Source organism: Acidisoma sp. PAMC 29798 (genome assembly GCF_030252425.1).
Taxonomy (GTDB): Bacteria; Pseudomonadota; Alphaproteobacteria; order Acetobacterales; family Acetobacteraceae; genus Acidisoma; species Acidisoma cladoniae.
This window is the reverse complement of the sequence record NZ_CP126994.1, coordinates 2,947,016-2,961,295: the sequence shown is the minus strand read 5'-3', so window position 1 is coordinate 2,961,295 and position 14,280 is coordinate 2,947,016. Positions and strand designations below refer to the sequence as shown.

General features: G+C 60.9%; 12 protein-coding genes. 11 read left to right on the top strand and 1 reads right to left on the bottom strand.

Going from position 1 to position 14,280, the window contains the following annotated elements; translation table 11 throughout:
- Positions 1–492 carry a YbhB/YbcL family Raf kinase inhibitor-like protein gene (locus QP803_RS14250; RefSeq protein WP_284944131.1) on the top strand — a complete coding sequence of 164 codons (492 nt, stop codon included), beginning with the start codon at positions 1–3 and terminating at the stop codon, positions 490–492.
- 194 nt (positions 493–686) lie between these two features.
- Positions 687–1,781 (top strand): acyltransferase family protein, encoded by a 1,095-nt coding sequence (locus QP803_RS14245; protein ID WP_284944130.1) that lies wholly within the window; start codon positions 687–689, stop codon positions 1,779–1,781.
- Here QP803_RS14245 and QP803_RS14240 read toward each other — a convergent pair.
- On the bottom strand, positions 1,736–2,860 hold the full coding sequence (locus QP803_RS14240; protein WP_284944129.1) for a glycosyltransferase family 4 protein: 1,125 nt from the start codon (positions 2,858–2,860) through the stop codon (positions 1,736–1,738). The two genes, QP803_RS14245 and QP803_RS14240, sit on opposite strands and share 46 nt — an antisense overlap.
- Positions 2,861–3,201: 341 nt before the next feature.
- On the opposite strand from QP803_RS14240, the gene QP803_RS14235 reads away from it, so the two are divergent.
- From QP803_RS14235 to QP803_RS14195, 9 genes are all read left to right on the top strand, one after another.
- Positions 3,202–4,626, top strand: a complete 1,425-nt coding sequence (locus QP803_RS14235) for an oligosaccharide flippase family protein (protein WP_284944128.1) — start codon at positions 3,202–3,204, stop codon at positions 4,624–4,626.
- 252 nt (positions 4,627–4,878) lie between these two features.
- Positions 4,879–5,850, top strand: a complete 972-nt coding sequence (locus tag QP803_RS14230; RefSeq protein WP_284944127.1) for a glycosyltransferase family 8 protein — start codon at positions 4,879–4,881, stop codon at positions 5,848–5,850.
- A 295-nt stretch (positions 5,851–6,145) separates the two neighbouring features.
- On the top strand, positions 6,146–7,090 hold the full coding sequence (locus tag QP803_RS14225) for an ABC transporter permease (RefSeq protein ID WP_284944126.1): 945 nt from the start codon (positions 6,146–6,148) through the stop codon (positions 7,088–7,090).
- Positions 7,087–7,986, top strand: a complete 900-nt coding sequence (locus QP803_RS14220; protein WP_284944125.1) for an ABC transporter permease — start codon at positions 7,087–7,089, stop codon at positions 7,984–7,986. Before QP803_RS14225 ends, QP803_RS14220 begins: the two co-directional genes overlap by 4 nt.
- The gene (locus QP803_RS14215; protein ID WP_284944124.1) at positions 7,983–8,939 is read left to right on the top strand and encodes an ABC transporter ATP-binding protein; all 957 of its coding nucleotides are present in this window, start codon (positions 7,983–7,985) and stop codon (positions 8,937–8,939) included. The genes QP803_RS14220 and QP803_RS14215 overlap by 4 nt, the downstream gene beginning before the upstream one ends.
- Positions 8,936–9,916, top strand: a complete 981-nt coding sequence (locus QP803_RS14210) for an ABC transporter ATP-binding protein (protein WP_284944123.1) — start codon at positions 8,936–8,938, stop codon at positions 9,914–9,916. Before QP803_RS14215 ends, QP803_RS14210 begins: the two co-directional genes overlap by 4 nt.
- Positions 9,913–10,506 carry a DUF1989 domain-containing protein gene (locus tag QP803_RS14205; protein WP_284944122.1) on the top strand — a complete coding sequence of 198 codons (594 nt, stop codon included), beginning with the start codon at positions 9,913–9,915 and terminating at the stop codon, positions 10,504–10,506. The genes QP803_RS14210 and QP803_RS14205 overlap by 4 nt, the downstream gene beginning before the upstream one ends.
- Positions 10,507–10,540: 34 nt before the next feature.
- The gene (locus QP803_RS14200; RefSeq protein WP_284944121.1) at positions 10,541–12,106 is read left to right on the top strand and encodes an ABC transporter substrate-binding protein; all 1,566 of its coding nucleotides are present in this window, start codon (positions 10,541–10,543) and stop codon (positions 12,104–12,106) included.
- A gap of 25 nt (positions 12,107–12,131) precedes the next feature.
- A complete protein-coding gene (locus QP803_RS14195) occupies positions 12,132–14,261 on the top strand; it encodes a trimethylamine N-oxide demethylase (protein WP_284944120.1) in 2,130 nt (709 codons plus the stop codon).
- Positions 14,262–14,280 lie beyond the last annotated feature (19 nt).

The window sequence follows — 14,280 nt, the reverse complement described above, 5'->3', positions numbered from 1 at the left end:
ATGGCATTGAGCTTGGCGAGCACCAGCTTGCAGGACGGGGGGACCGTTCCCGACCGGCATGTCTTCTCCAGCTTCGGCTGCACGGGCGGAAATGTGTCGCCGGAACTTCATTGGTCGGGTGCGCCTGCTGAGACAAAGAGCTTCGCGCTCACCGTCTATGACCCCGATGCGCCGACCGGCAGCGGCTGGTGGCATTGGACCATCGTCAATATTCCGGCCACGGCCTCCTCGCTTTCCGAAGGCGCCAGCCACCCCGCGAAATCGGGCCTGCCGACTGGTGCCGTCGAGGCACGGACCGATTTCGGCAGCGCCGGTTATGGTGGCCCCTGTCCGCCGGAAGGCGACAAGCCGCATCGCTATATCTTTACGCTCCATGCGCTGAAGGAGCCGAGCCTGCCGCTCACCGGCGAATCCCCCAGTGCGCAGGTGGGCTACTACCTGCATTTCGCGACTATCGAGAAGGCGTCCTTCACCGTTTTCTACGGCAAGTAAAAGGGACCGCCACGCTGGCATGACGCAGCCCGAGAATGAAGCTCGGCGCAGCGTCATGAATGGCGTGGCGGCATCCTCCCTATGGTCAATGACTGAAGGGGCAGGTGGCGATAGCCCCGCCCCCCTGTAATCTTCACCACACAATCGAAGGCTCTCCGTCGCTTGCTCGGATCGGGCTCCATTGAGTGAGTGACATGATGACCCATCCCAGCAAGACCTCCCGTTACGGCTTCATTGACGCGATCCGCGGCATTGCGGCCTGTTCCGTCATGTTCCAGCATTCCCTCTATGCGAGCGGGCTTCTCGGCAATACCAAGGATCTGCTTGCGGGCATTATTCCGAGTTTCCTCGAATTGGGCGAAACCGGGGTCGTCGCGTTCTTCCTGGTGTCCGGCTTCGTCATTCCCCTCAGCCTTGAGAAGACCGCCAACTTCAAGCTCTTCTGGCTTCATCGCGCGGTGCGCATCTATCCGCTCTACATCGTCATTTTCTTCGCGACATTCGCGGTTCAGGCGGGCGGAGACATTCATTCCGTCAAGGCGTTCTTGGTGAACTTCACGTCGCATCTTTTCTTCGTGCAGGAATATGTAAAACAGGAAGACTTCGTCGGAGGTTCCTGGACGTTATCACTGGAAGTTGTTTGGTATCTTGCGATTTCTGGCCTGTTTCTTGTCTCTCTGAACAAGAAGACCACGATGCTGGTGTGCCTCAGCGTCCTCGTCTCGGTATTGGCTGATCTTTGCTGCGCCTTCGGCCTCCATGTTCCGACGGGTCGACTTTCGATGTTGCTCTGCTGCGTTCTCGGGCTGGTCTGCTACCGCCGCAGCAAGGATGAACTGTCAGTCCAAGCTTTTACCCTCTTCTGCGCGATCTTGGTCTCAACCATCGCCATCAATTTGCTTGCCGGACTTCAGCTTTTCCCGAGCAGTCATCCGACCTCTACCTTTCAATCATCGATCGACTCCTGGGCCTTGGCTGCCGTCATCTTCTTCGTGCCCTTTTTCACACGCAAATCGATGATCTGGGCGCATCCGGCCGGTGCTTTCCTGGGCCGGATCAGCTATTCGGTCTACCTCCTGCACCCGATCCTTCTCTACGTGCTGCTACAGACGCAGATCCGGGGCGTGCCGATGATTGGGATCACCTTCGCGATCACGATCGCTTTGGCCATCCTGACCTACAAATTCATCGAATCGCCTGCCATCAGGTTCGGCCATTCCAGGAAGACGACTGCATTGCGTGATCAGGACGGCGCCGACGCCTTCCGCACTGCGATCAGACCACGATAGGCCTCATGCAGTTTCTCAGCGATCGCGCCCCAGGCGAAATCGCTGACCGCTGCTGTCCGCACACCGGCAGACAGTCGGTGTTGTAGCGCCGGATCCATCACAACCCGCGCAAGGTCGTCTGCCAGCCGGTCAGGCCGCGCCGGTTCGACCAATAGCCCATTGATGTCATCACGAACGGCATCGACGAGGCCGCCGACGGCCGAAGCGACGACCGGTCGCGTATTGCCGAAAGCCGCCGCGACGACACCGCTTTGCGTGGCGTTGACATAGGGTGTCACGACGACGCAAGCCTGTTGGAATTCGCGAACGGCCTCCGCCGGCGTCAGAAATTTGTCGATGACATCCACGTTCGACATCGACGCGCTGCGCGCGCGAAGGCGCTCCAGCTCCGGCCCGCGACCTGCCAAAACGATTCTGTGCGGAACGCCGCGCTCGCTAAGAAGGTCTGCGGCATCCAGAAGAACCTCGACGCCCTTATAAGCCTCCATCCGCCCGAACATGAGGATGCGACCTGGCACCGGCTCCATCTGCTGCTCCGCATCGGGTACAAGAATGACGCCGTGCTGCGTCACAGTGATAGGCCGTGCGATGCCCAGTTCATTGACCAACTGAGCGTGGCAATAGGCGCCATGAACATGAAAGGCGGAGGCGGCGGCGCGGAGGCGCTTTCGAAAGGCATCGACGCGCATGGAATAATCCAGGTCACGGCCGGTATGGGGCTGTGGATCGTGAACCGTCAATAAAACCGGATAAAATCGACGTAGCCAGGATGTGATGAGGGCCGGAAGCTTATCAGGTTGTTCTTGGACATGAACCAGATCGGGTCGGAAGGCGATGATTCTGGCCGTGATCAGACCGGTGGCCAGCAGGCGACCCTTGCGGCTCCAACCGTCAAATGTCGAAACGTCCAGAGTTTCGCGCGCTTGGGCAATAAGACGCGCGTTGCATTCTTCGCGCAGGTTCTTTCCTTCGACGATCAACAGCACGCGCGCGCGTTTGCTGAGGGCAAGAGCCAACCGCACCGAATATTCAGCGAAATGCGGCGCGAAGAACACGATGCGCGGGCGTGTTGCAGTCATCACTATGTCACTCATCAGGGGGTAGATTTTTATCAATATAGAACTCTGCCGTGAGCATCCCCTTATGCTTTCGCCGTATGGCACCAGACGATCCGCAAGTCGGTGACAGAACCGTCCGCCGGCTACCCAAGGTCACCTTCTTCAAGCGCTGGTGGTGCCATGGTCTGCAAAACAAGTCCGTCCTTTGGGGTAGAAGCAACCTCCGAAGTCATGACGCGCGCATGAGCCGTATCGCATTCCAAAGCGGCGATTACCTGCGTGCATCATCCTTGTTAAAAGTCGCGGCGCTCCGCAGCCGCCCGGCTAAGGGTCTGCGCGCGTGGCTGTAACTGGGACGAACTATGCGATTCTCGAAGACGGGTCGGACCATAAGCCTCGGTGTCTTTGCGCGAGGGTGGTCACAGGTCACGGCGATGGTGCTTGCCCTGGTGGCCGCGCGTTTGCTCGGTACGCATGACTATGGAATCTACGCCATCGCGAGCATCTTCATCATCATCCTGCAGATTTTGATGTATGGCGGGATTTACGATTACATCGTCAAAAATTCCAACGAAGACATCGATATCGACACCTGCTTCTGGATGAACCTCGGCTTCAGCGCGTCGGGAGGTCTTTTGATCGCCGGCATGGCTCCGGTGATGAGCGGTGTCATGCATTCGCCGATCATGTTGAGCCTAATGCTGACACTCGCGCCCTCTGCATTGCTGGCAGCTGTTGCAAGCTGGCAGGAGGCTTTGTTGTTGCGGCAAGGTCGCCTGAACACCTTCTATGGGGCGACGTTGATCACGGAAACCCTGGCCTGCGCCTGCGGCCTCGTCGCACTTCTGCACGGCGTCGGAATCTGGTCGCTCGTGATCTATCGCTATGCGCAGATTATCTTTGCCGGCTCCGCCTATATGATCGTCCTGCGGCGGGTGCCGCTGCTTCGTTGGCATGCGGTGACCGCAAAAGCGGCGATGTCCTTCGCCGGGAATATCTATGCCGGCCGCATGGTCGGTATGGTCGCCGGGTATAGTGCAGATTTCCTGATCGGTGTTCTCGTTAATCCCGCCGCCGCCGGTGCATACCGACTGGCGACGCGGTTGGTGCTTGGCGTGAGTGAGGTTGTTTATCAGCCGATCAATACGATGGCCTGGGTTCACTTCTCGAAAGCCGGCCACGACGAAGCCACATTCAGGAAAGAGTGGCAAAGCCTCATCATGGCGCTGTCGCTGACCGTGTGGCCTGCTCTCGCGGGCCTTGCCTTGCTGAGCGGGAGCATTATCCATCTTCTCGTCGGTGGCGGTTGGGGCGCGGCCGTTCCGGTCGTCGCTATTTTGGCCGTCGGTAGAATGGCCGCCCTGTTCCAGACGTTTCTGGAGCCGATGCTGGGCAGTCGCGGTCGCACAGCAGAAATCCTCAAATTCAACGTTGTCGCGGCCGTCGCATCCCTGGTTCTGTTCGCGGCCTTTGCGCGCTTCGGCGCTTTGGGGGCCGCTGCCGTGCAGGTCGTGGTGGTCGTGTTTCTCGCAATCTCCGGAATTGTCGTGGGTCTCCGTTTTGCGAATTGGACTCTCCGGGACCTGCTCAGCACCCTCGTTCCCGGCATTACGGTCACTCTGGCGACGGTTGCCGGGGCTTCGGCTGTGGCTTACATGCCAGTCGCATTTCATTCGCCTATCCTCGATCTCGCTGTGAGAGTGAGCGCCGGCGTCGCGGGTTGGGGATTGGCTCTCCTCGCCATCTTGAGGTTGAAGATCGTCCCGCGTCGATTTGCTGTCCTATAAGCAGCGGCGACGACACGAAAATCGGGTCTTCTTGATGCTGTCTGCAACCAATCCGGATGTACTCCCTAGGGACTACTCGCTTTTGTATGGGCAAGCACTATCTAGTCTGCATCATTCGTCTGCAACCTATCGACTTAGACTGGAGCCACTGAACTTTGCATAGATGTGGCCAGGTTTTCTTCATTGGGCAGATCGTTTGCAGACCGGCGGGTAGGGGCTAACGGCATGTGTCCGTCCTGTGAAACGGCCGACGTGCGCGGCAAGGCGCTTGGTCGCCACGCGACCCAAGTTCGACAGCCCAAGGTCGATGTAACAAGCGCTTTCGCCTATGTGACCGATGAGCGTGGCTTTGAATTGACGCGTCATTCGGCGCTTTCTGTTGCCCTGTCCCAACCGCAGCCCTGCCACATCTACATTTATTGCTATCAATTTACGCCGGCGGGGCGAGAGTCTTTAGCCGCCGTCTTCGATCAATACGGAACGGAGCTTAGGTTCAGTCGGATCGGTGACCCGGATTTGGAGAGGCACCAGACCTGCGGCCACGTCACGACGCCGACTCTCTTGAAGCTCTCCGTCGCCAAGGAACTGATTGGGCGGTACGATCGCGTTGTTTATCTCGACAGTGACATGCTTGTGTTCGACGATCTCAAAGTCGATCACATCAGCTTTGGCAGTTCACCTGTCGCGGCCGTTGTCGATCTTGATTTGAGTGATACAGGCGCGCTCCGGCGGTCCCAATGGGTTGCCGGACGAGACGATGATGCGACCACGCTGGGCTATTTCAATGCCGGTCTGCTGATCTTTGCTTCAGAGAATTGGACGGACGACTGTCTCGATACCTATGCAAGGGCCCTCGACCAACACGATCAAGGCTGTGATTACAAGATCAATTGCACGTCGATTGACCAATGTGCGCTCAATAAGACGTTTGAAGGATCATGGCTTCAGCTTCCCGCATCGTTCAATATGCAAGCGGGAGCGAAGTTCGAGGCGGATTGGCAATCCGCGGCCGTTCGACATTATTGCGGTGTCCGCAAGTTCATTCCCATTGCGCCCTTTAGAAACGACAGCCGAGATATCAGGCGCCTTAATGCAATCCGCCGGATATTAGGGCTTTCAACAACCCGATTTTCTTTCATGTTCGAGGCTTTCTTTCGCGTGAACGCAATGCGAAAGAGGCGCGGGAGCGGTGCCATGCGGCGACTTCTTGCAGCGCTCGGCTGACCGCCGCACCTGCGACGCCTCGCACGGACCTGTAGGCTGGAAAAGCGACGCGTATTCCGCCACCAGCGCAGGTGCCTTAAAAATATCTGTATACAGGATACACGACATTAATTAGGCTCTTTGGTGACAGTTGTCGCTGGAGACACCCTATCATCGCCCGTTCACGACGCATAGCGGCTCAATATTTGATCATTCCTCAAGCGGAATGCCAAATAATTAGTCATCGACTGCACGGGCCGCTTCGTATGATGCGTCGCGATCCTCAGACAATTCGTAAAGATCAGGCTCTTTTGCCATGCTCTCTTACGTAATCCAGCGTATTTCCTGGGCCTTCGTCATCATGATGGCGACGCTGATCATGCTGTTCAGCCTTGTCTACGTGATTCCGGGCGACCCCGCGAGCGTGGCCCTCGGGCCGCGCGCGACGCCCGAGATGCGCCAGGAATTGCGCGCCCGCATGGGTCTCGACAAGCCCGTGCCCGTGCAAATCGCGCGCTTCGTCGGCAATGCCTTGCAAGGTGACCTCGGCGAGGATCTCTGGAGCCACCGCCCGGTATCGACGATGGTGGTCGAAGCGCTGCCCTATACCCTGGAACTCAGCGGCTTCGGTATCGGCTGGGCGATTCTGCTTGGCATTCCGCTCGGCTGCTGGTCCGCCCTTCGGCGGGGCGGCTGGGTAGATCGCATCGTCGGCATCGGCTCCGCCGTGGTGATTTCCCTGCCATCCTTCGTCATCGCCATCTATGGCCTGCTGCTCTTTGCCGTGCGCCTCCATTGGCTGCCCGCCCTGGGTGCTGGGCCCGAAGGCGATATCGGTCAAAACCTGTTGCATCTGGTGATGCCCTCCTTCGCCATCGGGCTTGGTTGGGTCGGCTATCTGGCGCGCCTCGTGCGGGCCTCGATGATCGAAGTGCTGGGCGAAAACCATGTGCGCATGCTGCGCGCCTTCGGCGTGGGGGAGCGGCGGATCGCGCTCCGTTTCGCCCTGCCCATCGCCATCGTGCCGACGCTCACGGTGCTCGGTGTCGGCGTCGGCAGCCTTCTCTCGGGCGCGGTCTTGGTGGAGATCATCTTCAATCGCCCTGGCCTCGGCAAACTCACCTATGACGCAGTCATTTCTCGCAATTTCCCGGTGGTGATGGGCACGGTGCTGGTCACCACCGCGCTCTATGTTCTTTGCACCGTCATCGCCGATCTGCTGGTCGCTTGGCTCGATCCGCGCGTGCGGGCGTCGCTGTGACGGGCTCGCTCGTCGATGTTTCCGTGCCCATTCCCGTCGCCGCACGCCCGCGACGGTTCTGGGAATTCCTCAAGGCCATTCTGTCACGCCCGATGGGTGGCTTCGCCTTGGTCTGTGTCACGCTCATCATTCTGGTGGCGATCTTCGCGCCGCTGGTCGCGCCCTATGACCCCGATACGATGGATATCTTCGCCCGGTTGAAAGGCCCGACCTGGCAGCATTTGATGGGCACAGACCAGATCGGCCGGGATGTGCTGTCACGCATCATCTACGGCACGCGCACGGCCATGACCGTGGCCGGCACGTCGCTCGGATTGGCGGCGGCGGCGGGGCTGTTTCTCGGCCTGATCGCGGGTTATGGGCCGCGCTGGCTCGATGCGATTCTGCTGCTGTGTTTCGACTCCGTCATGTCGCTGCCGGTCATCATCTTCGCTCTCGCCATCGTCACGCTCCTCGGCCCCAGCATCACCACGCTCATCGTCATCATCGTGACCTTCACCACGCCCGGCTATGCACGCGTCGTGCGCAGCCAAACGCTCGTGTTGAAGCGCACGGAATATGTGCTCGCGGCGCGGGCGATGGCGGCGTCGGTGCCGCGCATCCTCGTGCTGCATATCATGCCCAATCTGCTCGGGCCTTTGCTGGTGCTCATCAGCATGGATGTGACAACGGTCATCACCATCGAATCCGGCCTGAGCTTCATCGGCCTCGGCGTGCAACCGCCGACGCCGAGTTGGGGCAGCATTCTCAACGACGGCTATTCCTTCATCCGCCAGGATTTCGATCTCGTCGTCGCCGGCGGCCTGCCCATCGTCTTCGCCACCCTCGGCTTCAACTTCCTCGGTGAGACGATCCGCGATGTTCTTGATCCGCGTTTGCGGGGAGGGCGCGGATGATCGAGCTTGATGGCCTGTCGATCGATTACATGACGCCGGGCGGGCCGGTTCATGCTGTGCGCAACCTCACGCTCACCATTGAACGCGGCCAAGTCTGGGGCCTGGTCGGCGAAAGCGGTTCGGGCAAATCCACCCTCGTCAGTTCCATGATGGCCCTGCTGCCGACCAATGCGCGCACCACCGGCGCGCTGCGTTTCCAGGGCCGCGATCTGGTCGCCATGAGCGAAGCCGATCGGCGCGCGCTCCGCGGCAATGGCATTGCCGCGATCTTCCAGGACCCGTTCACGGCGCTCAACCCGATCGTCTCCATCGGCACCTTGTTGGTCGAGGTGCAGCACCATAAGCGTGACCGCAGCCGGGCCGATCGGCGTGAGCGCGCCATCGCCATGCTGACGCGGGTCGGCATTTCCGATGCGCCTAAGCGCATGCGGCAATTCCCCTTTGAGCTATCCGGCGGTATGCGCCAGCGCGTGGCGATCGCCGCCGCTCTGCTTACCGATCCGCTACTGCTGATCGCCGATGAGCCCACAACGGCGCTGGATGCCACCACCGAAGCGCAGATCGTCGATCTTCTGCGGCGCACGCGATCGGTCATCGATGGCGCCATCGTCTTCGTGACCCATCATCTCGGCCTCGTCGCCGAACTCTGTGACCATGCCGCCGTCATGTATGCCGGTGAGATTGTCGAGGCGGGGCCGGTCGAGGCGCTATTCGCGCACCCGCAACATCCCTATACCCGCGCACTCCTCGATTGCGATCCGGCCTTGTTGCAGACGGCCACGCGCACCTTGCCGACCATCCGGGGCAGCATTCCCAATCTGTCGGAAATCCGCGTCGGTTGCAGCTTCGCGCCCCGCTGCGCGGAGGCCGCCGCCGTTTGCACCGCCATGCCGCCGCCGCTTGTCACGGGCCCCGATGGCGGCTGGGCCTATTGCCATCGGCCGCTGGCATGACCGTGCTTGAGATCGAAGACGCCGTCATCCATTTCCAAACCGGCAACTGGCTGTCGAACCTGATCGCGCGCCAGCCCGGCCGCTTGAAGGTCATCGACGGCATCAGTCTGGAACTCGATGCCGGCAAGACGCTCGGCCTCGTTGGTGAAAGCGGCAGCGGCAAGACTACGCTCGGCCGCTCCGTCGTCGGTCTGGTGCCGCTGACGAGCGGCAAAATCCGCGTCGATGGTGCGTCTGCCGAGGGCTGGGGCGATGGCCCCTGGCGACGCATTCGCCGCGATGTCGCCTTGGTCTTTCAAGATCCCCTGGCGGCGCTCAATCCGCGCATGACCATCGCCTCCGTCATTACCGAGCCGCTGATCATCCAGGGGGTCGAGCGTTTCGATCGTCGTAAGCGCGCCACTGAGTTGTTGGATACGGTCGGGCTGCCGTCCCGCTTCCTCGATCGCTATCCGCATGAGTTGAGCGGCGGGCAGGCGCGCCGCGTTGCCGTCGCGCGCGCCCTTGCGCTCAAGCCGAAACTCATCGTCGCGGATGAGCCGACGGCCGGCCTCGATGTGTCGGTGCAGGGCGACCTGCTCAATCTGCTGACCGAACTGCAGCAGGAATTCGGTCTGAGTTACTTCATCATCACCCATAACCTTGCCGTGGCGCGCCATGTCACGGATCGCCTGGGCATCATCTATCTCGGGCGTCTGGTCGAATTCGGTCCGACCGCCGATATCTATCGGCGTCCTGCGCATCCTTATACGCGGGCGCTGCTGGCGGCGCAGCCAAGTGGCGATCCCGCGCATCGCGCCCCGCCGCCAATCGAGGGCGATGTGCCCAGCCTGTGGTCGCGCCCCTCGGGGTGCGAGTTCCACACGCGTTGCCCGATGGTGCAGGAGATTTGCCGACATACACCGCCGCCTTCCGTCACGATCACGCCGGGGCATCAGGCACTGTGTCACTTCGCCGAAACGGCAGTGGCCGCGTGACCGAGGGAGAGATCCCGCCGGGTCGCGCCACTGCCATCCCCATCGCTACGGGGCAGCGTGTGCAAATCATCAACCATCTTGGCCAGCAGGTGGTGGATACCTGGATTTTCGCGGCCGGCGACTTCCTCGAATATCTGTCGATGGAGCATTGCCGAGACCGGCTCTACAAGCTCTTCTTCGCGCCGGGTGACGAGCTGGTCTCCAACCTGCGACGCCCCTTGGCACGCATCATCGCCGATACCTCGCCCGGGCGGCATGACACGCTGTGTTCCGCCTGTGATGCGCGCAGTTACGCGGAGCAGGGCCAGGGCGATCATCATCCCAATTGCCGGGACAATCTTCTGAGCCTGCTGATGACGCATGGCATGACGGATGGGGTCGTGCCCTGCCCGTGGAACCTGTTCATGGACATTCCCGTGGACGGCGAAGGTCGGCTCAGCGACCGGCCGTCTTCGGCGAGGCCCGGCGATTATATCGAGCTGGAGGCACAGGCGGACATCATTCTTGTCTGTTCGCCATGCCCCCAGGAACAAATCCCCATCAGCGGAATCGGGCGCCCCGTGCGCGGTCTTCGCTGGCGGATTTCATGATCTCAACCGATCTTTCATCAAAGGAATCGCGTGCATGGCTCTCACGACTCTGAATCGACGTCAGATCCTGATCGGCGCCTCCGTGCTCGGCGCCAGCACCGTCGCTGCAATGTCGAGCGGCAAGCTCGCCTGGGCTGCCGAGGGGAAGATCCTGAAAGTGCAGAACGACCAGGACATCGCCGTGCTCGACCCTGCCAATCGGAATGGCTGGTGGGAAGAGATGGTCATGTTCGTCATCTTCAACGGTCTGTGTCAGTTCAAATCGGGCAAGACCTGGGCCTGGCAGCTCGATGCCGCGCAGACGCTGGAGCAGGTTGACCCCACCACGATCAAGTTCACCCTCAAGCCCGGCATCATGTGGACCAACGGCTTCGGTGAAATGACGTCGGAGGACGTGAAGTTCTCCTATGAGCGCATCGCCGATCCGAAGGCCAATGCCGGCTACCAGCTCGATTGGGCGCCGCTGAAGGAAGTCGAAATCGTCGACAAGTATTCCGGCATCATCCATCTCACGAAGGCCTTCCCACCGCTTTTCAACAGCACGCTTCCGCATGGCTCGGGCTTGATCCTGTGCAAAGCCGCCGTGACGAAGCATGGCGGCGCCATCACCACCGATCCGCTTGCGACATCCGGCCCCTATAAGATCAAGGAATGGATCGCGCGCCAGAAGTTGACGTTGGAGCGCAATGAGCTATGGAAGGGTCCGCAGCCCTATTTCGATGAAATTCAACTCATTCCCATCGCCGATCTGAAAACCGCCGAAATCGGTTATGACAGTGGTGATCTGGATGTGACGAAGGTGAGCATCAGTTCCATTCCGCAGCTGCGCTCTGCGGCCGATCCGAAGACCGTGCTGACGGTCGATCCCGCGCTTGCCTATACTTGGCTCGGCATGAATATCGAGCATCCGAAGCTGAAGGATCTTCGTGTGCGTCGCGCCATCCAGCAGGCGATCGACGTCAATGGCGTGCTCCAGGCGGCGTATTTCGGCGAAGTGACACCGGCTTTCGGCAGCGTGCCGCCATCCTTGGATGGTCATCGCACCAAGAACATCTACCCGTACGATCCTGCCGCATCGAAGAAGCTGCTCGCGGATGCTGGCGTCACCGGTTTGAAGCTGCGTTTGGATTTCAACAATGATACCGACCTCGTCACCATGGGCCTCGCCTTGCAGGCCCAGTTGAAGGTGGTTGGAATCGACTTGACGATTCATCCCATGGATAGCGCCGCCTTCGACGCCGAGGGCACGCAGGCCCAAGGCAATAGCTGGAAGGACATGCAGATTTTCATCGTGAAGTTCACGACATCGCCTGATCCGAGCTGGACGACGTCCTGGTTCACCTGCAGCCAGGTCGGTGTTTGGAACTGGCAGCGGGTCTGCGACAAGAGCTATGATACGCTCAACGACGTGGCGACCTATGAGACGGATCCGGCCAAGCGGATCAAGGAATACGTTCAGCTTCAGGATAAGCTTGAGGAATCCGGCGCCTATCTGTTCCTCGACAATGGCGTGAATGCCTGGATCAGCAAATCCAGCATCAAGCCGGCCTGGACGCCGGACGGCCAATGGCTGATGTTCCGGGACACGACAGCCGCTTAACCATAGGTCTGAGGGAGGGACGGGGGTGATTGCCAGGTTCGTGATTCCAGGTGGCAGCCGCCAGTCCTTCCAACTGGAACGCGGTGATACGCTCGTCATCACCGACCCTGAAGGCTTACAGCCGGCGGAGATCATGGCCGAGCCGGCAGCAGCCTTTAGCGTCATGGGCTTCCAGGATGACGTCGCTGGTCGCTCCTTCACGACCGTCGCCCTGGAAGACGCGACCTGCGTCATCGCGGCACCCGGCGACGCCCAGGCGCCGGATGGCCAGTCCCCGCCGACCGAACTGCACGTCGCCATCACCTATGCCGGAACGCCAGCGCCAAGCTTGCCGGAGCCGCTGGCGGAGCCTGTGCTCGATCTGCCGATCGCGGCGGCGACAGCCCAGGCGTATCGGGTGAAGGCGGGCGACTATATCCAGATCATTGATGTCGAAGGGCAGCAGTGCTCGGACTTCCTGGCCTTCGATGCCGGGAAGCTCGCGGCTGGGCGCGAATCCGGCCTCGATCCCACTGTCACCCGCACGCTTGGCGGCGCCTCCTACCCGACGCCTGGCCTGCATGCAAAATTCTTCGACGCCGATATGCGGCCGCTTGTCGAGGTTGTGCGCGATACGGTTGGCCGGCACGACAGCTTCATGCTGGCTTGCGCGAGCAAATATTATGAGGACATGGGCTATCCCGGACACGCCAATTGCACGGACAATTTCAACCGCGCCATGGCGCCGTTCGGCGTTGCGGCGCGCGTCGGTTGGCCGGCGATCAACTTCTTCTACAATACGATCGTCAGCGCTGGCGGCGCGATCACCCTGGATGAGCCCTGGTCGCGACCCGGCGATTATGTTTTGCTACGGGCTCTCACCGACCTTGTCTGCGCATCCTCATCCTGCGCCGATGATATCGATGCGGCCAATGCCTGGGTGCCGACCGATATCCATGTCCGCGTCTATGACGGCGCCCACGCCTTCTCCCCAGGGATTGCGCATCGCATGACACCAGACGCCCCGGCGCGCCTCACCCGCGAAAGCGGATTTCATCCGCGCACATCTGCCCTGACCCGTGACTTCGTCGAGTATCGTGGCTTCTGGCTCGCCAGCAGCTACCTGAACCAGGGTCCGATTGCCGAATACTGGGCCTGCCGCGAGCGCGCCTGCCTGATCGATCTTTCGGCGCTGCGCAAGTTCGAGATCATCGGTCCGGATGCCGAGGCGCTGATGCAATTGGCGGTGCCGCGCGACATCAGCCGCCTTGCCATTGGGCAGGTAGTCTATACCGCGCTCTGCTATCCCCATGGCGGCATGCTGGATGACGGCACCATCTTCCGCCTCGGCCGCGACAATTTCCGCCTTGTTTGCGGTGAGGACTATGCCGGTGTCTGGCTTCGCGCGCTCGCCGCCGAGCGTGGCCTCAAGGTCTGGGTGAAATCGGCGACCGATCAACTCCATAACGTGGCCCTGCAAGGTCCACGATCGCGTGCGATCCTGTCCGAGGTTGTGGTGACACCGCCGGCACGACCGAGCATCGCCGAACTTGGCTGGTTTCGCTTCACCGTCGGCCGTGTCGGTGGCCCGACGGGACCGGCGGTTATGGTCTCGCGCACCGGCTATACCGGCGAACTCGGCTATGAGATCTGGTGCCACCCGGATCATGCGGTCACAGTCTGGGATGCGATCTGGGCGGCGGGAAAGCCGCATGGCCTCGCCCCCGCCGGTCTCGACGCCCTGGACATCCTGCGCATTGAAGCGGGACTGGTCTTCGCGGGGCATGAGTTCAGCGCTGAGACCGATCCCTTCGAAGCCGGCATCGGCTTTGCGGTGCCGGCCAAGAAGAACGCCGATTTCGTCGGCGCCGAGGCGCTCGCACGCCGGCGGGCGAATCCCATGCGGGTGCTCGTCGGCCTCGATATCGCCGGCGGCGAGGAGATAGGTCATGGCGATCCCGTGCATGTCGGTCGCGCCCAAATCGGCGTTGTCACCTCCGCCACGCGCTCACCGAGTCTCGGCCGCAGCATCGCGCTGGCCCGCGTCGATGTGGTTTGCAGTGTCATCGGCACGGCCGTGGAAATCGGCAAGCTCGACGGGCAGCAGAAACGCATCGCCGCCGAAGTGGTCGCTTTTCCGCATTACGATCCGCAAAAGACGCGCGTGCGCGCGTGACATCAGACACAGCAGGAGC